The organism is Donghicola eburneus (assembly GCF_900115865.1).
In the GTDB taxonomy this organism is placed as follows: Bacteria; Pseudomonadota; Alphaproteobacteria; order Rhodobacterales; family Rhodobacteraceae; genus Donghicola; species Donghicola eburneus.
Genome location: NZ_FOXY01000002.1, coordinates 508,704 through 535,067, shown reverse-complemented (window position 1 = coordinate 535,067; position 26,364 = coordinate 508,704). Strand labels below are relative to the sequence as shown.

Genomic DNA, 26,364 nt, shown 5'->3' with positions numbered 1-26,364 from the left:
CATCCTCAGGCCGTTCTTCTAAGGGTTGCGTGCAAGTTTGGGCGCTAACAGTTTCTGAATTTCCGGCAGATTGATTGCAGGTAGCAGGAACTCGCCAATCGACCCCTACACGATTGTCGCACCTGTAACCGCGCATCCAAATCATAACGCTATGAAAAAATTAAAGAATGTACGTCAGATGCCGTTGCGATCAAAAGTATATATAGAAAAGGATGGATATCGCTCTATGCGGGTTTTGGTAGGTCTATACCATACTTTGTAAGGTAGTAGGGCCGTGGCACAAACTGAACTGGCGAGCACGCATCGGGCAATCCCTCTGAAGAAATGGCTCTGGAACTCATACATTAGCGCGGCGCTTATCCCGCTCTTGCTCATCGAGCTGACCTTCCTCGGCATCTACTGGGGTACCGGCGAATTCGTCTACAAACGTGGGGCCGAGGCTGTAACAGAACTGTCCCAAGCCGCGCTGTCGGACGCCGCCACCCGCGAAGCGCAGACGATTTCCCGTCGTCTGGCTACTGTCGAGGCGCTGACCAAGGTTTATGCTGACGCAACCGGCGATGCCCTGCAGCAGCCCGCTGATATTACGCAAGCAGAAATGGATCGCCACGCCTACAGCCCTGACGGTGTCTTTTACACGATACGGGACAATGGCGGCGCTGCCGTCTTTTATAGTGGGATCGTTCCCATCGAAGAAGCCGAGCAGGACAAGGTTTGGCGCACTGTCCGGCTCGACCCTTTGATGAAGTCGATTGTCGGTGCAGACCCGTTAATTGCGCAGGCTTACCTGAACACACACGACAGTCTGAACCGGATTTATCCCTATTTCGACGTGCTCGATATCTTCCCGCCAAAGATGGATATCCCCAGCTACAATTTCTATTACGAAGCAGACGAGGTTCATAACCCCAAGGGCGAGGTGGTCTGGACCGATGCATACATCGATCCCGCTGGGGCAGGGTGGATGGTATCGTCGATTGCGCCGGTGATGGGTCCAGAAAAACTGGAGGCCGTGGTCGGCATCGACATCACCATCAAGACAATCGTCGATCAGGTGCTCGACATCTCTTTGGCGGGCGAAGGCTATGCGATGCTGGTGGGCCGTGACGGCACCATTCTGGCTCTTCCTCCCCAAGGTGAGAGGGACCTCGGCATCGAGGAGTTGCTGGACCACAGCTATGATCAGGCCATTCTCGACGACACCTTCAAGCCATCCGAATTCAATATTTTCCGCCGCACGGATTTGGCGGAACTGGCGCTCGCGATGCAGGACGCCGATAGCGGGATCGTGGATTTGGAATTCGATCACCCCGTCATGGCGTCATGGTCGACCGTTGAAGGGCCAGGCTGGAAGCTGATCGCAATCGCGAACTCGGACGTGCTTCTGACGCCTTCGAACAAGCTAAGAGAGGCGCTCGGCCTCGTCAGTGGGATCATGCTGGTGGCGCTGATCCTGTTCTACTCGGTCTATTTCGCCGTACTCTGGAAGCGTGCGTCCAAGATGAGTGCGTCAGTGGCGCAGCCCTTGGCTGAGCTGGAATCTGATATGGCAGACATTTCCCAAGGGGGCAGACTGTCGCAGCAACGGGTGCACTCCGTGGCTGAACTGCAGAATGTGAACAAACACCTGGTCTCGATGAGCGGGAAACTCGCTGCGGCCAGCCGTGCCAAATCAGCCTTCCTGTCGGCGATGTCCCACGAGCTGCGCACGCCGCTCAACGCGATTCTCGGCTATACGCAAATCTTGCAGATGGCCGAAGGGCAAAAGATCGACGCCAGCAAAATGGCCGACCTGGATCAGATTGCGCGCTCTTCGACGGAGTTGCTCACCATGGTTGAAGGCGTCATGGACCTGAGCCGGATCGAGCAGGGTGACCTTTCGACCAGTTTCGAGGCCGTGGACACCGTGCCCTTGGTTCGTCAGGCGTATAACGGATTGCGGTCTATGGCGCTGGAAAAGGGCGTGACCTTTGACATCGACGCACAGGCTGACATGGACACCACGGCCATGACTGACAGCGGCGCGCTGTCGCGTATTCTGTCTCAGCTGATCTCGAACGCGATCAAATATAACAAGGCTGGGGGCAAAGTGACCGTGCGCTTGCGCGACGGCGACGGGGATACTTTGCGCATTGATGTGGAAGACACAGGTGCTGGTATCGCGGAGGATCGACAGAAAGACATCTTTACCCCGTTCGAGCGTTTGGGGCGCGAAAATAGCGACATTTCCGGAGTGGGTGTCGGGTTGTCTCTGACGCGGCGTTTGGTCGAGGTAATCGGCGGCGATCTTAGCCTGAAGAGTACAGTAGGCGAGGGCTCCACGTTCTCTGTTCGCCTACCCAGACCTTAACCGGGCATTTGTGGGACAATGCAGGCCCGTTCGGTTGATCCGAGCGGGCTTTTCTGTTCACGACCCTTTTACCTGTGCATTTCAGTCGAATTTATCCCATAAAACACTGGATGGTGGCGCTAACTTAATTTCAGCTACACATGTTGTGAATTATTCTTAAAATACGTCCACTCGCAGCCCTGCTACACCCCCGCGACAAGCTGCAAAGCGTTGTGGGAGGACAGCATGACAGTAGATGACCGCGCACCTGCGCGTTCCAACGTTTCGTTGGCGCGACGGGCTTGGAACATCCGGCGCAAAGCCCTGCAAATGGGTGAAGTGCAAGGCCAAGGCTACATCGGACAGGCGTTGGGAATCGCCGATGTCTTGGCAGCCTCTTACTTTCACGCAATGGACTACCGTGCAGACGAGCCCGAATGGGAAGGCCGCGACCGTTTCCTGCTTTCGATTGGCCACTATGCCATCGCTCTTTACGCCGTGCTGATGGAAGCCGGTATCCTGCCAGAAGAAGAGCTCGAAACCTACGGAATGGATGATAGCCGGATGCCTATGTCGGGCATGGCGTCCTACACTCCGGGCATGGAAATCACCGGCGGTTCGCTGGGTCATGGTTTGGGTATCGCAGTTGGGATGGCGATGGGTCTCAAGCGCAAGAAGAACCCCGCGTTCATCTATAACCTGATGTCGGACGGCGAACTTGGCGAAGGCTCCACGTGGGAGGCCGCCATGTCCGGCGCCCACCACAAACTGGACAACCTGATCTGCCTCGTGGACTTCAACGACCAGCAGGCCGACGGGAAATCGACCGAAATGCTGTGCTCGGAGCCCTTGGGCGACAAGTGGGAAGCCTTCGGCTGGTTTACCCAGCGGGTGAATGGCAACGATCTGGACGCCGTGGTTGCGGCCATGGATGCGGCTCGAAACAGCGACCACAGCGGTCCCCGCGTGATCATTTTCGACACCACGATGTGCAAGGGCGTGCCGTTCCTTGAGCAGCGCGAGATCACCCACTTTGTCCGCGTGGATGCAGATGAATGGGGCAAGGCTCTGGACGTTCTTGAAGAAGGAAAGCCCGCATGACCATGGCATCGATGGCGCGCAAGTACGAGCCGCGCAAAGTCACCCCGAAAGAGGAACGTCAGGCCACAAGCGCGATGATCGCCTCGCTGGCCGCCGAAGGGTACGACACCGTTGCGGCCCCCTTTGGTCAAGCGCTGGTCGAGGCTGCGAAAGCGGACGACCGTATCGTCGGCCTCACGGCGGACCTTGGTAAATACACTGACCTGCACATCTTGGGCAACGAAATGCCCGACCGGTTCTACCAGATGGGGATGGCCGAGCAGATCCTGATGTCTGCTGCCGCTGGTATGGCGCGCGAAGGGTTCATTCCTTTTGCTACCACCTATGCTGTGTTCGCCTCGCGCCGCGCCTATGACTTTATCGCCATGGCGATCGCCGAAGAGAACCTGCCAGTGAAAATCTGCTGTGCGCTGCCCGGTCTGACCACCGGCTATGGCCCAAGCCACCAAGCGACCGAGGATCTGGCGATCTTCCGCGGGTTGCCGAACATGACCATTATCGACCCCTGCTGTGCTGACGACATCATGGGCATGGTTCCTGCGATGATCGAACACAACGGCCCCGTCTATTCGCGCCTGCTACGTGGCAAGGTGCCGTCGGTGCTGACCCGCCACAAGCCGGACTACAAGTTCGAACTGGGCAAGGCGCAGATGATCCGCGAGGGCAAGGACGCGTTGGTAATCTCGACCGGTTTCATGACCATGCGCGCGCTGGATGCGGCCGAGCAGTTGGCCAAGGATAACGTCGATGTGGCCGTCCTGCACTGCCCGACCATCAAGCCGCTGGACGTCGAGGCCATCGTCGCCGAGGCGTCAAAAGGGGGCCGTCTGGTCATCACCGCCGAGAACCACACCAAGGTCGGCGGTCTGGGAGAGGCGGTTGCCGGTGCCCTGCTGACCAACGGTGTTGCCCCCAAATTCCGCATGATCGGCTTGCCTGACGAATTCCTCGAGGCGGGCGCGCTGCCCACCCTACACGACATGTACGGCCTTTCGGTTTCGAAGGTCGCAGAACAGATCAAGGGGTGGCTCTAAGGCCCCCCGCGACACACCCCTAATCACTACTACTTCGGAGGAGAGGCGCTCATGGGCCTACTAGAAGGTAAATTCGCAATCGTCACCGGCGCGGCTTCGGCACGTGGCCTTGGTAAAGCGACTGCAAAACTATTCGCCGAGCACGGCGCAACCGTTGCGATCCTGGACCTGGACGAAGACGCAGCCAAGGCAGCAGCAGCCGACATCGGCGAGCAGCACGTTGGCCTGGCGTGCAACGTCATCGACAAGGACGCATGCCAAGCGGCTGTTGACGCGCTGACCGCCAAATGGGGCCGCATCGACATTCTGGTCAACAACGCTGGTATCACCCAGCCTCTGAAATCGCTCCAGATCGAAGCTGGCAACTATGACGCGGTCATGGACGTCAACCTGCGTGGCACCCTGTACATGTCGCAGGTCTGCATGCCGATCATGCAACAACAGAAATCCGGTAGTGTCGTTAACCTGTCGTCTGTGTCCGCTCAGCGCGGTGGCGGCATCTTTGGCGGCCCGCACTACTCGGCAGCAAAAGCAGGTATTCTGGGTCTGACCAAGGCGATGGCCCGCGAATTCGCCCCCGATCAGATCCGCTTCAACGCGATCTGCCCCGGCTTTATCGCGACCGATATTACGGGTGGTAAACTTACACCCGAAATGAAAGAGATGATCCTCGAAGGCATCCCGATGGGCCGCGCTGGCGAGGCATCGGATGTAGCAGGCTGCGCACTGTTCCTAGCATCGGACCTGTCGGCATATTGCACCGGCACCGAAGTCGACGTGAACGGCGGCTCGCTCATCCACTAAACCCCTCCGCAGCGCGTCCGGAGGAGTTCGCGCTGCGGTCTTCACCTAAGTTAGTAACGAGGAGAGACTAATGAAATCTGTAGTTTACGCTGCACTGGCCGCGAGCACCATGGTGGCAGGCACTGCAAACGCAGCCGAGGTCATCTTTGCCCACGGCGCAAACCCCGGTAACCCCCGCTATGTCGCGGCCGAGAAGTGGGCAGAAGTCTACGCAGAGTGCTCGGGCGACACTGTGAACCACGCACCGTCGGCCACTCTGGGTAACGACGTTGAAATGCTGACCTCTGCCACTGCAGGTGTTATTCAGGTGTCGGCGAACAGCCAAGGCGCCATGAGCCAGATCGTCCCCGAGATCGGTCTGCTGGGTCTGCCCTTCCTGTTCAACGACCTGCCGAGCGCGTGGGAAGTTCTGGACGGCGAAGCCGGTGACATGCTGGATCAGCGCGCACAGAACTCGGGTCTGAAGATCCTTGGTTTCTGGGACAACGGCATCCGTAACGTGACCCACGTTTCCAAGAATGTTTCGTCCCCCGAAGACCTGAAGGGCATGAAAATCCGCACTCCCCCGGATCAGATGACCGTCGATATCTTCGAGGCTCTGGGCGCAGCACCTGCACCTCTGGCATGGTCGGAACTGCCGACCGCTCTGCAGTCCGGCGTTTTTGACGGTCAGGAAAACCCGCTGACCAACATCTACTCGGCCAAGCTGCACGAGATCACCCCCTACGTGACCATGACCGGCCACAAGTACGAGTCGACCCCCGTGGTCGCAGGTCTTGCTTGGTGGGCAACTCTGGACGCAGACAAGCAGGAATGCGCGCTGAAGGCGACTGCCGAAGCGGGCGAACTGCAGCGCAACCTGAGCCAAGAAGGCGACACCTCGCTGCCTCCGAAAATGGAAGCAGAAGGCGCAACCTTTGCTGATGCAGACAAAGAGGCTTACAAAGCCGCGACCGCTTCCGTCTACGAAAAGTACGCAGAGACCTACCCCGAGCTGGTCAAAGCGCTGCAAGAGGCGACGGCCCAGTAATGGGTAATGGTTTCGGCGTGAGCCCGAACAATGGGGAGGGGGCGCAAACGCGTCCCCTTCACCGGTATGTCACGCAGATCATCCGTCTGATCGCGCTCTCGGGAAAGCTAATCGCGGTCGGCACCATTGTGTTTATGTTTGTGGCGCTGTTGGCCAACGTGGTCCTGCGGTATGCCTTTGGGTCCGGTATTTCTTGGGCCTATGAAATCCATGCACTGCTGCTCCCTTGGTTGGTGGCATCGGGGCTGGTGATTGCCGCATCGCGCGGTACAAACATCGCGATCACCATTTTGCCCGATTTCCTGCCCGTAGACTTGCGGCGCGGTCTTCTGGTGATGATCGAAGTCGCGATCATCGTGATTTCTGTCACAGTTCTACAGTCCAGCCAGCCAATCCTGATTGCGTCCAAGTTCCAGACTTTGTCGACGCTGGGGATCAAGCAGTACTGGGGCTACCTGAGCCTTGTTTACGCATTCGCAGGTATGGGCCTGATCTCCGTGCTCGAGATCCTGCGCCTGCTGAGTGGTGCGTCCGTGGCGACCAGCGACGTCGAACGTCGCAGTTTGAGTTAAGAGGGGGAAGCCATGACCGGACCTATGATCTGGGTATTCTTTATCCTGCTAGCGTTTGCGGTGCCGATCGGGCACGCGATGCTGGGGGGCGTTGCAGCGGCCCTGTGGCTGGATGGCAAGCCGATGGCGGTGATTGCTCAGCGCCTGTACACGCCGACGCAGAGCTTCCCGATGCTCGCGATCCCGTTCTTTATTCTTGCGGGCAACCTGATGATGTCGGGCCGGTTCGGGCAGTACCTCGTGAACATTGCGCGCCTGTTCGTTGGCAACATGAAGGGCGGTTTGGGCCAAGTCTCGATCATCGGCTCTGTCATGTTCGGCGGCGTGTCGGGTTCGGCTGTCGCGGACGCTTCGGCATTGGGGAACGCGCTGATCCCCGTACAGAAGAAGCAAGGGTATCCATCGGGTTTTGCGGCTGCGGTGAACTCGGCGTCATCGACCGTGTCGGTCCTGATCCCGCCCTCGATCCCGCTGATCCTGTTTGGCCTCGTGTCGAACGTGTCGATCGTGGACCTGTTTGTTGCGGGTGTTCTGCCCGGCATTTTGCTGGGTGTAGGCATGTTCACCACCGTTTGGTGGACCGCGCGCAAACAGAACCTGCCGCGCTCGCCGCTCGAAGGGGGATTCCACGCCTTCAAGGGGCAGCTCTTTGCTGCGATCCCAGCGCTGATCATGCCCATCTTCGTCATCGGTACCCTGCGTTTCGGCATTGCGACCCCGACCGAAGTATCGGTGATGGCCGTGGCCTACGCTCTGCTGGTATCGGGTGGCATCTACCGTGATCTCGGCCCCAAAGAGATTTGGGACGCACTTGTCGATACGGCCGCCATGACTGGTGCGGTCATGTTGATCATCATGGCGTCTTCGACCCTCCAGTGGGTGATGACCGCAGAGCGTATTCCGCAGGAACTGGCATCTTGGGTCGCCGCGACCTTTGCGGACCCTTGGATGGTCATTCTGATGCTGAACCTCGTGATGCTGGTCGTGGGGGCCTTCCTTGACCTGCCTGCAGCTGTGCTGCTGCTGGGACCGCTGTTCGTGACCATTGGTCAGTCGATCGGTCTGGATCTGGTGCAGCTGGGTCTGATGATGGTCGTGAACCTTGCTGTTGGCCTGTATACGCCGCCGGTGGGAACGACGCTGTTTATCTCTATGGGGATTGCGGACTCAAAGTTGGGGCCGACCGTCAAATCGCTCCTGCCGTTTTATGCGGTAGCGCTGATTGTGTTGATGCTCATATCGTATGTGCCGGCGCTGACGATTTACTGATCGCAGCTATCCGAGACGACAGTGAACGCGGGTCCTGTGGGGCCCGCGTTTTCGTTTGTGTGACGTAGCGTGACTTTGCCCGACCGCTGGACAGGAGGGCAGGTGGCGGATCACTCTGGCGCGGACCGGCACGGAGGAGCGTGCCGCGGACGAAACAGGGGAGAGTTTCATGTCCAGCAAAGATCCGATCGTCATTGTCGGTGCATCTCGAACAGCGATGGGCGGGTTCCAAGGCGCGCTCGAAGGGGCCCCTGGGGCTGAACTCGGGGCCAGCGCGATCAAAGGTGCTTTGACCGGTGCAGGCCTGAGCGCGGATGCAGTGGAAGAGGTGATTATGGGCTGCGTCTTGCCTGCGGGGCAGGGGCAGGCTCCGGCGCGTCAGGCGGCCTTGGGCGCGGGGCTGCCTTTGTCTGCTGGGGCAACGACTGTCAACAAAATGTGCGGATCAGGGATGAAGGCGGCGATGCTGGCACATGACCTCATCCTCGCGGGCAGCGCGGATGTCATCATCGCGGGCGGGATGGAGAGCATGTCGAACGCCCCCTACCTGCTGCCCAAAGCGCGCGGCGGCTACCGGATGGGGCACGGTCAGGTGATTGACCACATGTTTCTGGACGGCTTGGAAGATGCCTACGACAAAGGCCGCCTGATGGGCACCTTTGCCGAGGACTGTGCCGAGGCCTATCAATTCACCCGAGAGGCACAGGATGCCTATGCTATTGCGTCTTTGGACCGCGCGAATGCCGCGATCAAAGAAGGCAAGTTCGCGTCAGAGATTACGCCGATCACTGTGCGTCAGGGACGGGCAGAGGTTGAGGTCGACACCGATGAGCAGCCCGGCAACGCACGCCCTGATAAGATACCCGGCCTGCGCCCTGCCTTCCGCAAAGACGGGACGGTCACGGCGGCAAATGCGTCTTCTATCAGCGATGGCGCTGCGGCGATGGTCCTGATGAGGATGTCCGAAGCAGAGCGGCGCGGTTTGACGCCCCGTGCGATCATCCACGGGCACAGCACCCATGCCCATGAGCCGAACCTGTTCCCGACGGCCCCGATTGGGGCCATGCGCAAGCTGTCAGAGAAGTCGGGCTGGGACCTGAAGGATATTGACTTGTTCGAAGTGAATGAAGCCTTCGCCGTCGTCGCGATGGCGGCGATGCGGGACCTCGATCTACCCCATGACAAGGTGAATATTCATGGCGGGGCTTGTGCCCTGGGCCACCCGATTGGTGCGTCAGGGGCGCGTGTCATGGTCACACTGCTGAGCGCGCTTGAAACGTATGACCTGAAACGCGGGATGGCGTCCCTCTGCATCGGCGGCGGAGAGGCGACAGCAATCGCCATCGAACGTGTCAATTAGGCCCGCATAAGAATGTTGTGAGCTTTCAGTCTTTGGAGTTTTCGGCAACGGGCGCTAAGTATCCGCATGGGAAACGATTCCCGTGAATTATCGGCGATCCTTGGCTTGTCGGGTCTGGGGTCTTTCCATATATGCCGATGTCCTGTGCGGATGCGCTAACCGGAAGGCAGAGACATGCTCCAGACGCCCTATTACCTGATCGACAAATCGCGCCTGTTGCCGAACATGGAAAAGATCGCGTGGCTGCGCGAGCATTCTGGGGCCAAGGCTTTGTTGGCGCTGAAATGCTTTGCCACTTGGTCCGTGTTCGACATGATGAGCGAGTATATGGACGGCACGACCTCTAGCTCGCTTTACGAAGTGAAGCTCGGGCGCGAGAAGTTTCCGGGCGAAACCCATGCCTATTCCGTGGCGTGGGCCGATCACGAGATCGACGAAGTCTTGGCAAGTTCGGACAAGGTCATCTTCAACACCGTCGGGCAACTGAACCGTTTCGAGGAAGTTAGCCGCAACCACACGCGCGGTCTTCGCGTGAACCCGGGTGTATCGACCAGCGGCTTTGATCTGGCGGACCCCTCGCGCCCCTTTAGCCGCCTTGGTGAGCATGACCCTGCGAACATTGAGCCGGTGGTCGATCTGATCAGCGGTTTCATGTTCCACAACAACTGCGAGAACGCGGATTTCGACCGCTTTGACGCGATGCTGAGCGGCATTGAGCAGCGCTTTGGCTACCTGATCCGCCAGATGAAATGGATCAGCCTTGGCGGCGGTATCCACTTCACCGGCGAAGGCTACCCGCTGGACAAACTGGCCGAACGTCTGAAACGCTTTAGTGACCAGAACGAAGTGCAGGTTTACCTAGAGCCCGGCGAGGCCGCGATCACCAAATCCACCACGCTCGAGGTCACCGTTCTGGATACTCTGTTCAACGGCAAAAACCTTGCCATTGTGGACAGCAGCATCGAAGCGCATATGCTGGACCTGTTGATCTACCGCGAAAGCGCGCGGATGGAGCAGTCCGGTGATCAGGAATGGATGGTCTGCGGCAAGTCCTGTCTGGCCGGTGACATCTTTGGCGAATTCAGATTCCCCGAGCCGCTAAAGGCAGGGGACCGCATCAGCATTCAGGATGCAGCTGGCTATACGATGGTCAAAAAGAACTGGTTCAATGGCGTGAAGATGCCCGCTATTGCCATCCGCGAATTGGACGGAACCGAGCGTCTGGTTCGGGACTTTGATTATCAGGATTTCGCGGCAGCCTTGTCGTGATCGCGTCGTCTTCGGGCGATAGAACTTTTCCCTAAACACAGAGACAAGGGGGTTCGATACGTTGAAACAGAACGTACTCATCATCGGCGCTGGTGGCGTCGCTCAGGTCGTGGCGCATAAATGCGCGCAGAATAACGATGTGCTTGGTGATATCCATATCGCAAGCCGGACGCTTTCCAAATGCGAGGCGATCCTTGAGTCGGTCCGTGAGAAGGGCGCGATGAAGCAAGAGGGCGTTCTGGAAGCCCATCAGGTTGACGCGATGGACAGCGCGGCTGTTGCAGCGCTGATCAACAAGACCGGCGCGCAGATCGTGATCAACGTCGGCTCGGCCTTTGTGAACATGACCGTCATGGATGCCTGCATCGAAACCGGTGCGGCCTATATCGACACCGCTATTCACGAAGACCCGACCAAAATCTGCGAGACCCCGCCGTGGTACGCTAACTATGAGTGGAAAAAGCGTGACCTATGCGCCGAGAAGGGCGTGACCGCCATTCTGGGTGCGGGCTTTGACCCGGGTGTTGTGAACGCGTTTGCGCGCTTTGCGATCGACGAATACATGGACGAAGTGAAGTCCATCGACATCGTGGACATCAACGCGGGCTCGCACGGCAAGTACTTTGCCACCAACTTCGACCCCGAGATCAATTTCCGCGAATTCACCGGCGTCGTCTACTACTGGGAAGACCAGCAGTGGAAAGAGAAGAAGATGTTCGAGACTGGTCACGACTGGGAGCTGCCGGTCGTTGGAACCAGCCGCGCCTACCAGTCCGGCCACGACGAGGTGCACTCGCTTGCGACAAACTACCCGCAGGCAGATGTGCGTTTCTGGATGGGCTTTGGTGATCACTACATCAACGTATTCACCGTCCTGCAAAACCTTGGCCTGCTGTCCGAACAGCCTGTGAAGACCGCCGAAGGACAGGAAGTCGTTCCGCTGAAAGTGGTGAAGGCCGTGCTGCCCGATCCGTCGAGCCTCGCGCCGAATTATACCGGCAAAACCTGCATCGGCGATCTGGTCAAGGGCACCAAAGACGGTCAGGACGTCGAGGTGTTCGTTTACAACGTGGCCGACCACAAGGACGCCTACAACGAGGTTGGCTCGCAGGGGATCAGCTACACCGCCGGTGTGCCGCCCGTGGCTGCCGCAATGCTGGTTGCGACCGGAGAGTGGGACGCCAAGACCATGAAAAATGTCGAAGAGCTGGACCCCAAGCCCTTCTTCACCATCCTCGATAACATCGGTCTGCCGACCCGTGTGCAGGTTGGTGGCTTGGGCGGCGAGGACAAAGCCTGGAACGAATAATCTGTCTGATTGACGGACGCAGGGCGGGGGTTTCCCCGCCCTTTTTCGTTTGCGTGCCTATGACCTGATTTCTGTCGCGTGCCTGCCGGAATGCCGCTAATGAAGCGGGCATGGAATCTGAAAACACCTTCGACATCTTCTTGGTGGCCCCGCCTGGGCTGGAAAGCGTCATCGCCGCCGAGGCCCGCGAGCGCGGCTTCTCAGGCGTGACCCAGCAGGCGGGCGGTATCACCGTTCGCGGCGACTGGCCCGAGGTCTGGCGCGCCAATCTGCAACTGCGGACTCCAGTGCGGGTCTTGGCCCGTTTTGCCAGTTTTCGCGCGATGCACTTGGCGCAGCTGGACAAGCGCAGCCGCAAGATCGACTGGGCCGCACTGCTGCCGCAGGGTGTATCCGTCAAGGTCGAGGCTACATGCCGTAAATCCAAGATTTACCATGACCGCGCCGCGGCGGATCGTGTGAAGACCGCGCTGAAAGACAGTGTCAGTGCAGTCATTGATCCCGAGGCAGAGTTGGTGATTAAGCTGCGGATCGAGGATGACCTCTGCACATTTAGCATCGATACCAGCGGTGAGAGTCTGCACAAACGCGGCCACAAGGAGCGTGTGAACAAGGCGCCGATGCGTGAAAACCTTGCCGCCGCTTTCCTGCGGCAGATGGGGTATGACGGGTCGCAAGCGGTGATGGATCCGATGTGTGGGTCCGGCACCTTTGTGATCGAGGCAGCGGAAATGGCGATGGGTCTCTATCCCGGCCGAACCCGTAGTTTTGCTTTCCAGACGCTGAAGAATTTCGATCCAGCCGCGTTTGACGCGATGAAGGCCGGCGTGCAGCCCCAGAAGGTTGCCGCCCAGTTCTACGGGTCGGACCGCGATACCGGCGCTATTCACATGAGCACCGTGAATGCAGAAAAGGCGGGCGTCGCTGCCTTGACGGAATTCCGCCATGCGGCGGTGAGTGACCTACAGCGCCCAGATTGCGCACCCGGCATTGTTATTGTGAACCCGCCTTATGGTGGCCGCATTGGCAACAAGAAACAGCTTTTTGCGTTGTACGGCGCCTTGGGTAAAACCCTGTCAGAGCGGTTCAAAGGCTGGCGTGTTGGCATCATCACTACAGATGGTGGTCTGGCCAAAGCGACCGGTTTGCCGTTCCTGCCCACGACGCCGCCCGTGCCCCATGGCGGCATGCGGATCACGCTGCATCAGACAGATCCGCTATCTTAAAATCTTAGGCGGGCGTGAAGTCTACTTTCTGGTCCTTCTTGTCCGCGTCCTCGTTCAGCGACAGCTCAATTGGTGTGTCGCTGGCGACAACGAATTCGCTTAGATCGGTCTCGGGGCTCGGTTCGCCGATGTCGTCGCTCAGGCGAAAGATGCGGATCGAATCGCGCAACGTGGCGGCCTGTGCAGACAGCTCTTCGGCAGTGGACGACAGCTCCTCGGAGGCGGCATCGTTCGCCTGCGTCGAGCCATCAAGTTCCAAGATCGTCTGGCGCACGCTCTGCGCGCCCATCGAGATTTCAGCATTAGACCGCGAAATACCCGCCACAAGGTCGGATGTCTGTTCGATTGCCGTGACCAGCTTTGATAGCATTTCGCTGGCGTTCTGGGCTGCATCGACGGTGCCATGAGAGATCGCGCCGATCTCGGTTGCGGCATACTGGCTGCGCTCTGCCAGCTTGCGCACTTCCGAGGCGACAACCGCAAACCCACGGCCATGTTCCCCCGCCCGAGCGGCCTCGACCGCAGCGTTCAGGGCCAGCAGGTCGGTCTGTCGCGCGATCTCTTGGACGACTTCGATCTTGGCCAGAATGTCGTGAAGGGCAGACATGGACTGGGTCACTGCGTCGCCGCTCTGGCGTGCCTCAATCGCTGCTTCGGCTGCGAATTTCTCGGTCTCGGCGGCGTTCTCGGCTGTTTGAGCGATGTTGGCTGTCATCTGTTCGATTGCAGCAGATACACTCTCGGTCGAACTGGCTTGCGTGGTCGCTGAGGTACGCAAATCCTCGGAGGTTTGTGCCATCTGGTTCGACCCGATCGCCACATTCTGAGCACCTGTCGACACTTCGCCGACGATCCCGCGCAGACTCGTCACCATCCGGTTCAAGTTGTCCAGCAGGTCGCCAATCTCGTTTCTGTCTTTGTGTCGCGCCGTCTGCGTCAGATCCCCATCTGCTACGCGCGCGCTCAGGTCATTGGCCTTGCGAAAACCGCGGGACAGGGTGGACACGGTGCTAATTGAAGAAACGATAGAGACCAGAGCTGCGACAGCGAGAAGACCGATTGCAATCATCCGCGCTTGGTCAAAGGTCTTGGCTGATTGGACCAGTGCGGCGTCCATCGCCTTGCGTTCCTTTTCCAAGATTCCGCCGATCAGCGTGGCCATTTCGGAGTCGACGATAGAGCTGTTCATATAGAGCAACTCGCCTGCCTTGCTGGCGCCACCAAAGGTCAGGACCTGCATGACCTTCTTGTTGATCGTTTCCAACTCGTTTCGCAGACCAGAGTAACGGTCCAGCAGCGCCAGCGTCTCGGGCGAGGCCCCGTCGCGCGCTTTGGCTAAGCGGTCGTCGAGTTGCGCGCGGTTCGCCTTGAGTTCCGCCTTGAAGGAACGGCGCTGCTCTTTGGCGTCGAGCAACAGGTAATCTCGCATGATGCGCTGGATCACGGCTTGGCGTTCGGCAAGCTCATCAAAGATTTGCACACGTTTGAAATTCTCGTTCACGATGGCGTCGCTGTTGGCCTGAATGCGGCTGAGTTCATAAAGAACCAGAACCCCCATGCCGACGAGAAATGCGAATTGCAGCAGAAACGTTACCACAAGGCGAAACTTGAGAGATAGGCGCATGGATGGGCTCCAAAGCTGACGGCTACCACCATGGCGTGCCGCGTGGAACGGAAGAGTGACCTGTAGTTTAACCGCAGCTGGCAGCGTGCCGCTCCGCGCATCGGACTGCATTGCCTGTGAAAAAGTAGGCTCGCGCTGAGGGCCCCATCCAGAAGTGTGGGGCTGCGGCCGCCGACCGGACCACGCTACACAATTGACCGGAGCCGTGGAATTTGAGAGGCCTTAGCAGAGTTATTCCGGAGCATTCCTATGTCGAAACCGATTTTTGTCCTGAACGGGCCCAACCTGAATATGCTGGGGACCCGCCAACCCGAAGTCTACGGCTATGACACGCTGGCTGATGTTGAAGCCAAGTGCCGTGCATTGGCGTCGGAGCATGGGCATGATCTGGTCTTTGCCCAGAGCAACCACGAAGGCGAAATCGTCGAGCTGGTTCAGCGCGCGCGGCTCGAGGCCTGCGGGATCGTGATTAATCCCGCCGCCTACACGCACACGTCGGTGGCGATCCGAGATGCACTCGTCACCTGCGAGATGCCGATCTTTGAAGTGCATATTTCGAACGTGCATGCGCGCGAAGCTTTCCGTCACCATTCTTATGTCTCTGATATCGCGACCGCCGTGATCGCTGGTCTGGGCATCGAAGGTTATATGGCCGCGCTGCGCCGTCTGGTTCAGTTGGTCTAACGTTCCCATCGGTACGAGGCGTCCATCATCGGAAACCCCTGTTCCCATCGCAGACATCGAAACGCCCCTTTCGTCAGAAAGCGGGCGTTTTTTCGTTCCGATAGGGCAGGGGATCAGGATACTCGCCCGCACGCCTCAGGTTCGGGGTGGACCTTGGAATTGGAACAGAACGCGGATGGACGCTGCAGATACTCTTTGCCGCTCGCAACAGCGCAGGACGCTAATCGCAGGTGATCTGGCGTTTTCCGACAGATTCTTTCCAAAACGACGCGCTAGGAATTGCTTCAGGAAAGCTGCTCTGCGTCACCAAAGGGGAAACCACGCGGGCCGAGGCGCAGTTCTACGCCAACACTTATCGTATTTCACGCTCAAGACGACCGCTCAAGGATCACACGCATGACAAAGTATGCTCTGACCGTCACCTGCCCCTCGACCCGCGGGATCGTGGCCGCCATCGCAAACTACCTCGCTGACAAAGGCTGCAACATCACCGACAGCTCGCAGTTTGATGACAAGCAAACTGGCAACTTCTTTATGCGCGTCAGCTTCAGTAGCGAGCAGGGCAAAGAGCTGCCCGAGTTGGAAGAAGGCTTTGGCGGTCTGGCGGGCGAGTTCGACATGGACTTCACCTTCCATGACGAGTCCGAGAAGATGAAAGTCGTCATCATGGTCTCGCGTTTTGGCCACTGCCTGAACGACCTGCTGTACCGCTGGCGCATCGGCGCGCTGCCCATCGATATCGTAGCGGTGATCTCGAACCACATGGACTACCAGAAGGTCGTCGTGAACCATGACATCCCCTTCCATTGCATCAAGGTGACCAAAGAGAACAAGCCTCAGGCCGAGGCGCAGATCATGCAGGTCGTCACCGACACTGGCGCCGATCTGATTGTTCTGGCGCGCTACATGCAGATCCTGTCGGACGAGATGTGCCAGAAGATGTCCGGCCGCATCATCAACATTCACCACTCGTTCCTGCCCTCCTTCAAAGGGGCAAACCCTTACAAGCAGGCGTTTGAGCGCGGTGTGAAGCTGATCGGCGCGACATCGCACTACGTCACTGCCGATCTGGACGAAGGTCCGATCATCGAACAGGACATCATCCGCGTGACCCACGCGCAGAGCCCCGACGACTACGTCTCGCTGGGCCGTGACGTCGAAGCTCAAGTTCTGGCCCGTGCGATCCATGCGCACATTCACCGCCGCGTCTTCCTGAACGGCAACAAGACCGTGGTCTTCCCCGCGAGCCCGGGTTCCTACGCGTCTGAGCGCATGGGCTAAGCGTCCGCCACAATTAAACTCAGCAAGGCCTGCACCCAGTGGTGCGGGCCTTTTTCTTGCCCAATCTTCGCCTCAAAGCGGTGCGGTTGCCCGAAAACGCAGCTATGCGACCGACAAAAATACAAAATAGAGAGCAGGGCCTGAGAGCTAAATACTGCGCATCCTCGTCTATACGAAAGAGAAATGGCACGCCTCCTATCTCAAGTTGAGAGTGGGACTCTTTCTGGAGGGCCACCTGGAGTTCGTAACTATGGATAACGGATATGGTCCGGAGGGCTTCCTTTGCGGAAGGGCAGAATTCGAATTGGGCGCGAAAAACAAAAGGAAAACGACGAAATTACAGATTCGCGATGCGTCTGATCACGGATAGAAACTCGATTCTTCGGGCCTGTGGATAATCCGGAAATTCTGCGCGAGACGCCTGTGTTAGAGCAGGAAGCTCGTGCGAACCGCGCCGACTCGCGTCTGGAGAGTCTTTGCAACAATCTTTGTGATCGGAATGTGCTGTTGCAAAAATATAGATCAAACGGGCTAGCCTTCGGTGATTTCCGCCCTCCTATCCATGCGAATTGTCCGATAGAGCGTGATTTAGGCCACAATGGGCCCCGCTCCCCCAAAAATACTGGAGATTGTGTCCAAAAGGGGGTAGCTTCAGTACCAATGGTAATAAGGCCACGCGAAAAGACGGGCCTATTTGAGGCGGAGCAGAGCAATGCAGTCAGTTGACTATGTCGTCAAGGACGGCACAGGTATTTATCGTGGTGGCTTAGCAGGAGAGGGCGGCCAGACCGTTCTTCAAGTTACAGGTGGCCAGGAAATCTCTCTGAATTTGCGTCGTGATTCAGTCATGAATTACGTGCGTGAGGGGGCCAACCTTCAAATCGCGCTGGCTGACGGCCGCGTGATTGTGCTGCAAGATTATTTCAGTGGCGCGGAAAACAAGCTGTTCGTATCGGCCGACGGTGAACTGTCGCAGGTGATTATCACCGGCGAAGAAGGCGCGTCGACCTTTGGTGGATACGCAGACGTTGCGACCTGGGGCAAGTGGAGCCCATCGGACGAGCTGATCTTTGTCGATGGCGATGAGATTTTCGCCATGGCACCCGAAGATGACGAAGCCGTCGCGATGCTGGCACCCGCCGCGCTCGCGGGCCTTGGACCGGCCGGTCTGGCAGCAGCGGGTCTCTTGGGCCTGGCGGCCTTGGCCGATGGCGATGATGACGATGGCAGCGGTGATGACTCGACCAACACGCCGGTCGTGCCCACCGTTGATCCAGGTGATTACACTGTCACTTCGGACGAAGAAACGCAGTCGGTTCCGATCACCGGCACCGCGCCTGCAGGATCGACTGTTGAAGTTGTTATCGGCGACGTGACTCTGACGACCACCGCAGATGATAATGGCGACTGGCAAGTTTCGACCGAACCGGGCAACATTCCCGACGAAGGCAGCCACATTGCCGAGGTCACCATCACCGACCCCGATGGTACTGTGACCAACCTCGAGGGTCCGTCTGTCTTTGTCGACACCATCCCGCCGGAAACCATCATCACTGATGGTGCCGTTTCGACCGACGATGTCTGGAACGAAGAAGAATACGAAGATCAGGATGGTGTTCTGATCGTCGGCGAGGGCGAGCCGGGTTCCACCGTTGCACTGACCATTGACGGCACCACGCGCGACACCATCGTTGCAGACGATGGCTCTTGGAGCATTGCATTCACCTCGGACGAAGTCGCTGATGGTGATGCTAATCCCGACGGTGTCCGCAACACCCCCATCACCATCGTCTCGACCGACATCTACGGCAACTCGATCACCACGACCGATGAGCTGGCGCTCGATACCGAGACTTATGTGACCGCAGACTACGAGTCCTTTGGCAACGAAGGCACTGCGTATGATGACGACTTTACTGCGAACGCAGAAGAGGTCGCAGATGACGGCGTGACCCTGACCGGGACGGCCGAAGCAGGCGCAACCGTGACCATCCGCGTTGGCGGCGAGCAGGGCACCACCGAGTACACCGTTACTGCAGACGACACCGGCAACTGGGAACTGGTTGTGCCAGAGGACGAGGTCACTTTGGGCGACCGCTACGACGTGCCGCTCTACATCTATGCGACCGACGACGAGGGTAACACCGCAGTCGAGGGCAACCCCGATGCGGATCCCAACGATGGCACCGTCAGCGCGACCGGCACCGTCTATGTCGACACCGTTGTGACCAATCTGGCCATTGATGATCTGACCCCGACCGGCACCGTGTTCAACTCCGAAGATACAGCGGATGGCCTGACCCTGACCGGTACTGCTGAAATCGGCGCGACCGAGGTCTACGTGACCCTGAACGGCGATGACAGCACCCAGACGCTTGCCACTGTGGATCCCACCACTGGCGAATGGACTGTGACCTTCGACGCTTCGGTCGTTCCCGAAGTGAACAATGGTGAGGTTCTGGTTCAACTCGACGTCACCGATCTTGCGGGCAACACCGATGGCATCGGCGATGACTACGGCGATGACACAACCATCACCATCGACAACGTGGTCCCCGAGACGCTGAACGCTGGCTTCATCACCATTTCGCAGGACAACGTGAACACCGTTGGCTTCCGTACGACCGGCGAGAGCGAAGGTGTGCAGGTCTACTCGGTCACAGAGGGTGGTGCGGCGTCTGAGGTTGCGACCACCGCGACCGAACTGGCGACATACACCAGCGTCGACTTCGAAACCGGTATCAACGGCACCTTGGGCAACGACGCGATCCTCGAAAACTCGGATGACGCAGGCAACTCGTCTTCGGTGTATATCGCTCTGCCGGACAACGATGACACCGCAGTCGACACCGATTGGACCGGCCTTGGTGAGTTCAACATCGACACGATCGACCTGTCCTTCTTGTCGGATGCCACGCTCGAACTGACCGAAGAGCAGATCCAAGGTTTGTCGGAAAATGGCGACACTGTCACGATTGCGGGTGAAAGCGATGACACCGTCACCGTAACCGGCGCAACCGCGACCGGCGAGACCCAGACGATCGATGGCCAGACCTACGATGTCTACACAGTCGGCGACGATGGCGCGACCATCGTGGTGGACGAAGACATTCAGTTCAACACCTGATCATAACGAGCAAGACAGGGCGGCGCGGACCACGCGCCGCTCTTTGAGGCCCGCACCGAACTAAAAAATCATAACGGTGCACGAGCGGAGTTCTGAATACATGAGACGGGCAGCGACCCTCGCTGCCAGCGTTGCCGTCTTTGCGCTGGCTGGCTGTTTCGGTAAAAGTTACGAAGAGACCCAAGGGTCTCCGTTTGCGTCTGGTGCTGCCGAGCCGGATGCGGCAATGATTCAAGAGCAGCGCTCTGAAATCATTGCCACCCTTCAAGCGCGTGAAAGCCTGCTGCCTGACCAAAGCCCGTACGACACCGTGGCAGACGCGGTGATGGCTGCGAACGCACGAGCGGCCGAGGCCGAGTTGCGTGCCGCGCTTCTGCGTTCCAAGGCTGCAGACAAGAACTGGCTGCCGCAGTTGGGGCCGTCGATCTCCTTGACCAGCATGAGCGATTTCGTTGCGAGCCTGTTCATCGAGCAGGTGCTGTTCGACAATGGCAAGCGCAAGGCCGAGCGAGAGCTAGCCCGTGCTGACGTCGAAGTCGCCGCTGTCACCCTGTCCGAGGACAGCAACCGCCGTGTAATGACTGCGCTGGAGCTGTACCTTCAGGCCGAAAAGGCCCGCGCCCGTGTCGGGATTACCCGTCAGGCCGCAGCTGATATGACCGAATTCATGCGCATCATGGAAGCGCGTGTGGCGGGGGGGGTATCCGATACCTCGGACGAGCAGGTGCTACGTCTGAAACTGGACGAGGCACGCGAAACCCTGAATGCTGACTTAGAGGCAGAGCGGACCGCGCTGGCCGAATTGGCCGCGATGTCGGCGTATCCTCTGGACCACGTGTCTGGCGTGGCCGACGTGCCGATGTTCCCCGCAGGTGTGCAGCCGCTGGACGTGCTTCGTGCCCGGGCCGAGATGGAACGCGACGTCGCCGAAACCAAGATTGAGCGCGCAGGCTTCTTGCCGTCGCTGACCGCTGGCGGCACCGCGAGCAACGTGAGCACCGATTTGGGTGTCACAGTAGAAACCGACAATCTGATCGGTCTGGGGACCGGCGCCGCGTTGGGCGCCATCGAGGCAGACAAGAAAGCTGCCGCGGCCCGCATTGAACAGGCGCAAGAGGACTCGGATCGCAAGATTGCCCGCCTGCGTGAATACCTCGCGTCGCTCGACCGTCAGAGCGCGAATACTGGGACACTGGCCCGTCAATCGGTCTCGAACTATCGGACCTTTCAAGAGCAGTATGAGGCTGGCCAGCGTCAGGTGATGGATGTGGTGAATGTTTACGAAACCATGGTTTCGCGCCGGCTCGAACATGTCGGGCTGAAGTACGACGCGATCCTGACAAAACTGCAGATGGCCGAGGAATTCGGTCTGTTGGTAGACGGGGATGACGTATGAGCAGCAAGGCACCCATCGCACTGACTGTACAACCCGGTGGCAAGGACGCAGGAGGAAAAGCCAAGGCGGTTCTCCCGCCCGACGTCACGCCGCCTAAGAAGGCGGCGAATCCTATTCTGGGCATTGCGCAAATCGCGACCAAGTGGGCAACCAAGCCCAAGGCCGACCCCGAGGGCAGAGCCAAAGCGCGCGCCGATCTGGCTTCGGTCTACGCTGGATATCTGGGGGTGAACGTCCCGCCGCGTGATATTTTGGACGCTATGATGAAGTCGGGCACGGCCGATGCCACCCAGCCCAAAGCGCTGGCAGCCGGTCTGCAAACCGCCGGTCTGCACACCAAGATCATGACCGTCGGCGCATTGACGCCCGCCCATTGGCCCGCGATCGCGCAGATGGTCAGCGGTCAGTCGATCCTTGTGCTGGATCAGATCGGCAGCGAAGTGGTGATCTACGACACCTCTTGCGTCGACAATCGCGCCTATGTGCCCCTGACCGAGTTCGAACCATTCTTCGCCGGTGTCCTGATCCGAGCCGAAGTCAGCGTCGAGCAGATCAAGAAGATCCACGCCCCGACCCAGGATGAAACCCACTGGTTCTGGGGAGAATTCCCCAAGTTCAAGCGCCAGATCGGCGAGATCGCTTTGGGATCGTTGATTGCGAACATTCTGGCCGTCTCGGTCGCACTATTCTCGCTGCAGGTTTACGACCGCGTGATCCCGCACCAGTCAGAGGCAACCCTTTGGGTGCTGGCCATCGGCGCTCTGGTGGCCTTGGGCCTAGAGGCGATGATGAAGCTGGCCCGCGCGCGTCTGATGGATTCGGCCGGTCGCCAGATCGAGCTGAACATTCAGCGCATGCTAATGGAAAAGCTTTTGGGCATGCGCTCGGACCGCCGTGGGGTGTCGTCCTCGCAGCTGTTTGGGGCCATGCGCGAATTCGGATCAGTCCGTGAATTCTTCACCGCGGCGTCCATCGGCTCGCTGGCGGACCTGCCGTTCATTCTGGTCTTCCTGATCCTTGTCGCCTCGATCGCGGGTAGCGTGGTCTGGGTTCTGGTGATCGGCGGTATCCTCATGGTCGTGCCCGGCTTCTTCTTGCAAAAGAAGATGATCAAGCTGACTCGCGAGAGCCAAGGGGCGTCTACCCGCTCTTCGCGTTTGCTGCATGAGACCATCTTTGAACTCGACACCATCAAGACACAGCGCGGCGAAGATCGCATTCGCCGCCTTTGGATGGAATTGACCGGTCTGTCCTCGATCAAGTCGGGCGAACAGCGCCGCATGGCGACAGCGCTGACCTACTGGAGCCAAGGTATCCAGCAAGCTACTTACATCGCAGCGGTTGTTACAGGCACCTATCTGGTCTTTATCGGTGAATTCACCGTGGGGTCGATTATCGCGGTCGGCATTCTGACCAGCCGGACACTGGCTCCTTTGACCCAGCTCGCGGGAACCTTGGCTCGCTGGTCAAACGTTCGCGGTGCACTTGATGCACTGGACGCGATTGCCGAAGCCGAACAGGACTTGGCCGAGGGCCGCACCTACCTGCGCCGCGATCAGCTGGAAGGCAGCTTCGAGTTCCGCAACGTCCAGTTCAAGTACGACAAGGACAGCGCACCCATTCTGGACATTCGCGCCTTGGCCATCGGCAAAGGTGAGTCCGTCGCAGTTCTGGGTGTAAATGGCTCGGGCAAATCGACCTTCCTCAAGCTGCTTTCCGGCCTTTATGCGCCGACCGAAGGCCGCGTGATGATTGACGGTGTGGACATGGGCCAGATTGCGCCCCGCGACCTGCGCCGCAACATAGGCTACTTGGGTCAGGACGTGCGCCTGTTCGCAGGCACGCTGCGCGAGAACCTGAACCTGCACCAGCTAGAGCGCGACGACGAGCGCCTGTTCGAAGCCTTGGATTTCGCGGGCCTTGGCCCCTTTGTCAAAGGCCACCACAAGGGTCTTGATCTAGAGATCACCGATGGCGGGCAGGGCCTGTCCGTGGGTCAGCGCCAGTCCATCGGTTGGGCGCGGATATGGCTTCAGAACCCGCCGATCGTTCTTCTGGACGAGCCGACTGCGTCGCTGGACCAAACTCTCGAAGCCACTCTGGTCAGCCGTCTGGACAGCTGGCTTAAGGGACGCACAACGATTGTGGCAACGCACCGTCTGCCGATCCTGTCGCTGACCAAGCGCACATTGATTTTCCAGAACGGCCGTATGGCTGTGGACGGACCCCGCGAAGAAGTTGTCGCCCATCTGACAGCCAACGCGGCAGGCAAGATCACGAGGTAACCCATGACAACCCTCTCGACAGAATTCGAGGGCCGCACACGCGGCCCGAGCCGCATCATCTGGATGACAGGTGCGGTTCTTATTGCGTTTATCGTGTGGGCCGCTTTGGCACCCTTGGATGTGATCGTGCGCGGTCAGGGCGAGATGATCTCTTCATCCCGCCCTCAAATCATTCAGAACCTCGAAGGCGGCATCCTGGCCGAGCTTTATGTGAAAGAGGGCGATCAGGTTGATCGTGGGCAGATGCTGGCGCGTTTGCACGGCACCCAGTTCAAGTCCGAGGTGGACGACATCGCCGCGCAGGTCACTGCGCTGGAAATTCGCCGCGCACGCCTTGAAGCTGAGTTGGCCGGCGAGTTTTCTTTCGATGTGCCCGCCGCAATGCAAGAGGCCGCCCCCGAGATCGTGGCATCCGAACGCAAACTTCTCGAGGCGCGACAGTCAGACTACGTCAAAAGCCGTGATGGCGCGCAGCAGGTGCTGAACCAAGCCAGCGAAGAACAGGCTCTGCTTGAAAAGCTGCTGGAACGCAAAATCGTCGCGCTGATCGAGGTGACCCGCGCCCGAAAGGCGACCGCCGACGCGCAGAAGCGCTATGACGAGATCGTCACCCAGACCGATCTGCAGCGGGCAGAGAGCTATTCAGAGACGCTCAAAGAGCTGAACACCCTGAAGCAGAACCTGAAGGCGAGCCGCGACCAGTTGGACCGGACAACACTTATCAGCCCCATGCGCGGTGTGGTGAACAATCTGGCGGTGACGACCATTGGTGGCGTTGTGCGCTCTGGTGAAGAGATCATGCAGATTATCCCAATGGACGATGAGCTGTTCGTCGAAGCAAAGATCAAGCCCAAAGACATCGCTCAGGTCCGTCCGGGTCAGAAAGCCACCATCAAATTGAGCTCTTATGACTACACGATCTACGGTGCCTTGAACGGCGAAGTAGAGCTGGTGTCTGCGGACACCTTTAAGGACGAACGTTCGAGCGCGCCCGATGGCGACCCGCACTACAAGGTCACCGTGCGGGTCGATCTGAGCAACCTGACAGAACGCCAGCGCGAGATCGAGATGCGTCCTGGCATGCTGGCCACGGTCGAGCTGTACACCGGCGAAAAGACTGTCCTGCAGTACCTGCTGAAGCCCCTCTACAAGTCCCAAGAGGCGCTTCGCGAACCTTAAGTCCCCGCCCTCTTACCTCGTTGGCGGAAACACAAGGCCCAGGTGTTTGAAGCCCGGGCCTTGCGTCGTTCTGGGGAAGGGGTCAGGCCGCTGTGTCGACCCAGATGGTGACCGGCCCGTCATTACAAAGGTGCACCTGCATGTCAGCACCGAACTGACCGTTTTCTACGTGCACACCTAGCTTGCGCAGAGCCTCGCTGAAGTACTCGTACAGTGCGTTGCCCTCGTCGGGGCGGCAGGCGGTCGAGAAACCGGGACGGTTGCCGCGGCTCGTGTCGGCGGACAGGGTGAACTGGCTGACCACCAGCGCGGCCTTGTGGGTGTCCATCAGGGACAGGTTCATTTTGCCTGCGTCATCCTCGAAGATGCGCATCTTGCTGATCTTGGCCGCTAGTTTATCGGCGTCCGCTTCGGTGTCGCCTTGCATGGCGCAGATCAGGATCATCAGGCCGGCGTCAATCTTGCCGACGGTCTCGCCCGCGATATCGACGCGGGCTTCGGTAACGCGTTGTAATAGTGCTCTCATAGCTCGTGGGTCCAGGGCGGGTTGGCTCCGGCCCGGCTGACCGTGATGGCCGCCGACCGTGCCCCAAGGCTTAGCGCGTTCGCAATCACCTCGTCGGACAGGTTTGCGACCCCTTCCTTCGACAAAACGCCAGCCTGCTCCAGCGACGCAAGAACACCCGCATTAAACGTGTCGCCCGCGCCCACTGTATCGACCACCGTCACGGCATTTGCAGCCACATCTACGCGGCCATTCGCGGTGTAGCCCGATGCCCCATCTTTGCCGCGGGTGATGCAGACCAGCTTGGGGCCCATCGCCAGAACTTGTGCGGCGTTGGCGTCGATATCCTCGCCGCCCATGAGCCACGCCAGATCCTCGTCCGACAGTTTGACGATGTCAGCCATACCCATCATCCGGTCGATGCGCGCACGATATGCAGCCTCGTCCTTGATAAAGCCAGGGCGGATGTTCGGGTCGATCATGGTGACGCGGTTTGCCGCCTCGCGGGTCATCAGCGCCTCGTAGGTCGCGCCGCAGGGTTCGACCACCAGAGAGATGCCGCCAAAGAACAGCGCGTTCACATCGTCCGCCAGATCGGGTAGGGCGTCGGTGGACAGCATACGGCCTGCGGTATTCTCGTCGTAAAAGGCGTAGGTCGCATGACCGTCCACCAGTTTGACGAAAGCCACGGTGCAGGGCGCATCGGCGCGGTGGACGTACTGGGTGGACACCTTGGACGACTCCAGTGTTTCCGCCAACAGGTCGCCAAAGAAGTCAGACGCCAGACCTGTGAACATCGCCACGGGTGCCCCAAGACGGCCCAAGGCGATGGCGGTGTTGAACACCGCGCCGCCTGCATGGGGGGCAAAGGCATTTTCGCCCGTCGTTGCCTGACGGGGCAGCATGTCGATCAGGGATTCTCCGCAGCACAGGATCATTGGGGGCCTCACTTGGTCATGTTTGCGCTACCAATACTCGAA

Annotated in this window: 20 protein-coding genes; 17 read left to right on the top strand and 3 right to left on the bottom strand. The window is 59.0% G+C overall.

The genetic code is table 11. From position 1 onward, the window contains the following. Nucleotides 1–274: 274 nt before the first annotated feature. From BM225_RS05215 to BM225_RS05165, 11 genes are all read left to right on the top strand, one after another. Nucleotides 275–2,350: a sensor histidine kinase gene (locus tag BM225_RS05215; RefSeq protein ID WP_072707499.1), complete on the top strand. Its 2,076-nt coding sequence runs from the start codon at nucleotides 275–277 to the stop codon at nucleotides 2,348–2,350. A gap of 225 nt (nucleotides 2,351–2,575) precedes the next feature. Then, complete coding sequence (locus tag BM225_RS05210; RefSeq protein WP_072707497.1) at nucleotides 2,576–3,430, top strand: transketolase; 855 nt, start codon at nucleotides 2,576–2,578, stop codon at nucleotides 3,428–3,430. Continuing rightward, nucleotides 3,427–4,464, top strand: a complete 1,038-nt coding sequence (locus BM225_RS05205) for a transketolase family protein (protein ID WP_092463920.1) — start codon at nucleotides 3,427–3,429, stop codon at nucleotides 4,462–4,464. Before BM225_RS05210 ends, BM225_RS05205 begins: the two co-directional genes overlap by 4 nt. A gap of 51 nt (nucleotides 4,465–4,515) precedes the next feature. Beyond that, the gene (locus BM225_RS05200) at nucleotides 4,516–5,268 is read left to right on the top strand and encodes an SDR family NAD(P)-dependent oxidoreductase (RefSeq protein WP_072707495.1); all 753 of its coding nucleotides are present in this window, start codon (nucleotides 4,516–4,518) and stop codon (nucleotides 5,266–5,268) included. 70 nt (nucleotides 5,269–5,338) lie between these two features. After that, entirely contained in the window at nucleotides 5,339–6,298 is a 960-nt protein-coding gene (locus BM225_RS05195) for a TRAP transporter substrate-binding protein (protein ID WP_092463917.1), read from the top strand. Beyond that, a complete protein-coding gene (locus tag BM225_RS05190) occupies nucleotides 6,298–6,870 on the top strand; it encodes a TRAP transporter small permease (RefSeq protein WP_072707491.1) in 573 nt (190 codons plus the stop codon). The genes BM225_RS05195 and BM225_RS05190 overlap by 1 nt, the downstream gene beginning before the upstream one ends. 12 nt (nucleotides 6,871–6,882) lie before the next feature. Continuing rightward, nucleotides 6,883–8,139, top strand: coding sequence for a TRAP transporter large permease (locus tag BM225_RS05185; RefSeq protein ID WP_072707489.1), 1,257 nt, complete (start codon nucleotides 6,883–6,885; stop codon nucleotides 8,137–8,139). Between the two features lie 169 nt (nucleotides 8,140–8,308). After that, nucleotides 8,309–9,499 carry an acetyl-CoA C-acyltransferase gene (locus BM225_RS05180; protein WP_072707487.1) on the top strand — a complete coding sequence of 397 codons (1,191 nt, stop codon included), beginning with the start codon at nucleotides 8,309–8,311 and terminating at the stop codon, nucleotides 9,497–9,499. Between the two features lie 174 nt (nucleotides 9,500–9,673). Then, on the top strand, nucleotides 9,674–10,768 hold the full coding sequence (locus tag BM225_RS05175; protein ID WP_072707484.1) for a carboxynorspermidine decarboxylase: 1,095 nt from the start codon (nucleotides 9,674–9,676) through the stop codon (nucleotides 10,766–10,768). A gap of 61 nt (nucleotides 10,769–10,829) precedes the next feature. Beyond that, complete coding sequence (locus BM225_RS05170) at nucleotides 10,830–12,077, top strand: saccharopine dehydrogenase family protein (protein WP_072707482.1); 1,248 nt, start codon at nucleotides 10,830–10,832, stop codon at nucleotides 12,075–12,077. A gap of 110 nt (nucleotides 12,078–12,187) precedes the next feature. Continuing rightward, nucleotides 12,188–13,303 (top strand): THUMP domain-containing class I SAM-dependent RNA methyltransferase, encoded by a 1,116-nt coding sequence (locus BM225_RS05165; RefSeq protein WP_072707480.1) that lies wholly within the window; start codon nucleotides 12,188–12,190, stop codon nucleotides 13,301–13,303. A gap of 4 nt (nucleotides 13,304–13,307) precedes the next feature. Here the strand turns inward: BM225_RS05165 and BM225_RS05160 are convergent, their stop codons facing one another. Further along, on the bottom strand, nucleotides 13,308–14,927 hold the full coding sequence (locus BM225_RS05160; protein WP_072707478.1) for a methyl-accepting chemotaxis protein: 1,620 nt from the start codon (nucleotides 14,925–14,927) through the stop codon (nucleotides 13,308–13,310). 249 nt (nucleotides 14,928–15,176) lie between these two features. Between BM225_RS05160 and aroQ the strand changes: the two genes are divergently transcribed. From aroQ to BM225_RS05130, 6 genes are all read left to right on the top strand, one after another. Continuing rightward, nucleotides 15,177–15,611, top strand: coding sequence for a type II 3-dehydroquinate dehydratase (gene aroQ / locus BM225_RS05155; RefSeq protein ID WP_072707476.1), 435 nt, complete (start codon nucleotides 15,177–15,179; stop codon nucleotides 15,609–15,611). A 396-nt stretch (nucleotides 15,612–16,007) separates the two neighbouring features. Continuing rightward, nucleotides 16,008–16,892 (top strand): formyltetrahydrofolate deformylase, encoded by an 885-nt coding sequence (gene purU, locus BM225_RS05150; protein ID WP_072707474.1) that lies wholly within the window; start codon nucleotides 16,008–16,010, stop codon nucleotides 16,890–16,892. A gap of 712 nt (nucleotides 16,893–17,604) precedes the next feature. Further along, nucleotides 17,605–20,019 (top strand): Ig-like domain-containing protein, encoded by a 2,415-nt coding sequence (locus BM225_RS05145; protein WP_072707472.1) that lies wholly within the window; start codon nucleotides 17,605–17,607, stop codon nucleotides 20,017–20,019. Nucleotides 20,020–20,119: 100 nt separating this feature from the next. Beyond that, nucleotides 20,120–21,415, top strand: coding sequence for a TolC family protein (locus BM225_RS05140; RefSeq protein WP_092463914.1), 1,296 nt, complete (start codon nucleotides 20,120–20,122; stop codon nucleotides 21,413–21,415). Further along, nucleotides 21,412–23,700, top strand: a complete 2,289-nt coding sequence (locus tag BM225_RS05135; RefSeq protein ID WP_083595721.1) for an ATP-binding cassette domain-containing protein — start codon at nucleotides 21,412–21,414, stop codon at nucleotides 23,698–23,700. Before BM225_RS05140 ends, BM225_RS05135 begins: the two co-directional genes overlap by 4 nt. A 3-nt stretch (nucleotides 23,701–23,703) precedes the next feature. Then, nucleotides 23,704–24,879, top strand: coding sequence for an HlyD family type I secretion periplasmic adaptor subunit (locus tag BM225_RS05130; protein WP_072707468.1), 1,176 nt, complete (start codon nucleotides 23,704–23,706; stop codon nucleotides 24,877–24,879). A gap of 82 nt (nucleotides 24,880–24,961) precedes the next feature. Here BM225_RS05130 and dtd read toward each other — a convergent pair whose 3' ends face one another. Further along, complete coding sequence (gene dtd / locus BM225_RS05125) at nucleotides 24,962–25,405, bottom strand: D-aminoacyl-tRNA deacylase (RefSeq protein WP_072707466.1); 444 nt, start codon at nucleotides 25,403–25,405, stop codon at nucleotides 24,962–24,964. Beyond that, a complete protein-coding gene (locus BM225_RS05120) occupies nucleotides 25,402–26,322 on the bottom strand; it encodes a carbohydrate kinase family protein (protein ID WP_072707464.1) in 921 nt (306 codons plus the stop codon). Before BM225_RS05120 ends, dtd begins: the two co-directional genes overlap by 4 nt. Nucleotides 26,323–26,364 lie beyond the last annotated feature (42 nt).

What these genes read in the sequence shown, in the direction of transcription:
- dtd (WP_072707466.1), bottom strand. Translation starts at nt 25,405, where the DNA reads ATGAGAGCACTATTACAACGCGTTACCGAAGCCCGCGTCGATATCGCG.
- BM225_RS05120 (WP_072707464.1), bottom strand. Translation starts at nt 26,322, where the DNA reads ATGATCCTGTGCTGCGGAGAATCCCTGATCGACATGCTGCCCCGTCAG.
- BM225_RS05205 (WP_092463920.1), top strand. Translation starts at nt 3,427, where the DNA reads ATGACCATGGCATCGATGGCGCGCAAGTACGAGCCGCGCAAAGTCACC.
- BM225_RS05175 (WP_072707484.1), top strand. Translation starts at nt 9,674, where the DNA reads ATGCTCCAGACGCCCTATTACCTGATCGACAAATCGCGCCTGTTGCCG.
- BM225_RS05160 (WP_072707478.1), bottom strand. Translation starts at nt 14,927, where the DNA reads ATGCGCCTATCTCTCAAGTTTCGCCTTGTGGTAACGTTTCTGCTGCAA.
- BM225_RS05200 (WP_072707495.1), top strand. Translation starts at nt 4,516, where the DNA reads ATGGGCCTACTAGAAGGTAAATTCGCAATCGTCACCGGCGCGGCTTCG.
- aroQ (WP_072707476.1), top strand. Translation starts at nt 15,177, where the DNA reads ATGTCGAAACCGATTTTTGTCCTGAACGGGCCCAACCTGAATATGCTG.
- BM225_RS05185 (WP_072707489.1), top strand. Translation starts at nt 6,883, where the DNA reads ATGACCGGACCTATGATCTGGGTATTCTTTATCCTGCTAGCGTTTGCG.
- BM225_RS05145 (WP_072707472.1), top strand. Translation starts at nt 17,605, where the DNA reads ATGCAGTCAGTTGACTATGTCGTCAAGGACGGCACAGGTATTTATCGT.
- BM225_RS05135 (WP_083595721.1), top strand. Translation starts at nt 21,412, where the DNA reads ATGAGCAGCAAGGCACCCATCGCACTGACTGTACAACCCGGTGGCAAG.
- BM225_RS05190 (WP_072707491.1), top strand. Translation starts at nt 6,298, where the DNA reads ATGGGTAATGGTTTCGGCGTGAGCCCGAACAATGGGGAGGGGGCGCAA.
- BM225_RS05195 (WP_092463917.1), top strand. Translation starts at nt 5,339, where the DNA reads ATGAAATCTGTAGTTTACGCTGCACTGGCCGCGAGCACCATGGTGGCA.
- BM225_RS05140 (WP_092463914.1), top strand. Translation starts at nt 20,120, where the DNA reads ATGAGACGGGCAGCGACCCTCGCTGCCAGCGTTGCCGTCTTTGCGCTG.
- BM225_RS05165 (WP_072707480.1), top strand. Translation starts at nt 12,188, where the DNA reads ATGGAATCTGAAAACACCTTCGACATCTTCTTGGTGGCCCCGCCTGGG.
- BM225_RS05210 (WP_072707497.1), top strand. Translation starts at nt 2,576, where the DNA reads ATGACAGTAGATGACCGCGCACCTGCGCGTTCCAACGTTTCGTTGGCG.
- purU (WP_072707474.1), top strand. Translation starts at nt 16,008, where the DNA reads ATGACAAAGTATGCTCTGACCGTCACCTGCCCCTCGACCCGCGGGATC.
- BM225_RS05130 (WP_072707468.1), top strand. Translation starts at nt 23,704, where the DNA reads ATGACAACCCTCTCGACAGAATTCGAGGGCCGCACACGCGGCCCGAGC.
- BM225_RS05180 (WP_072707487.1), top strand. Translation starts at nt 8,309, where the DNA reads ATGTCCAGCAAAGATCCGATCGTCATTGTCGGTGCATCTCGAACAGCG.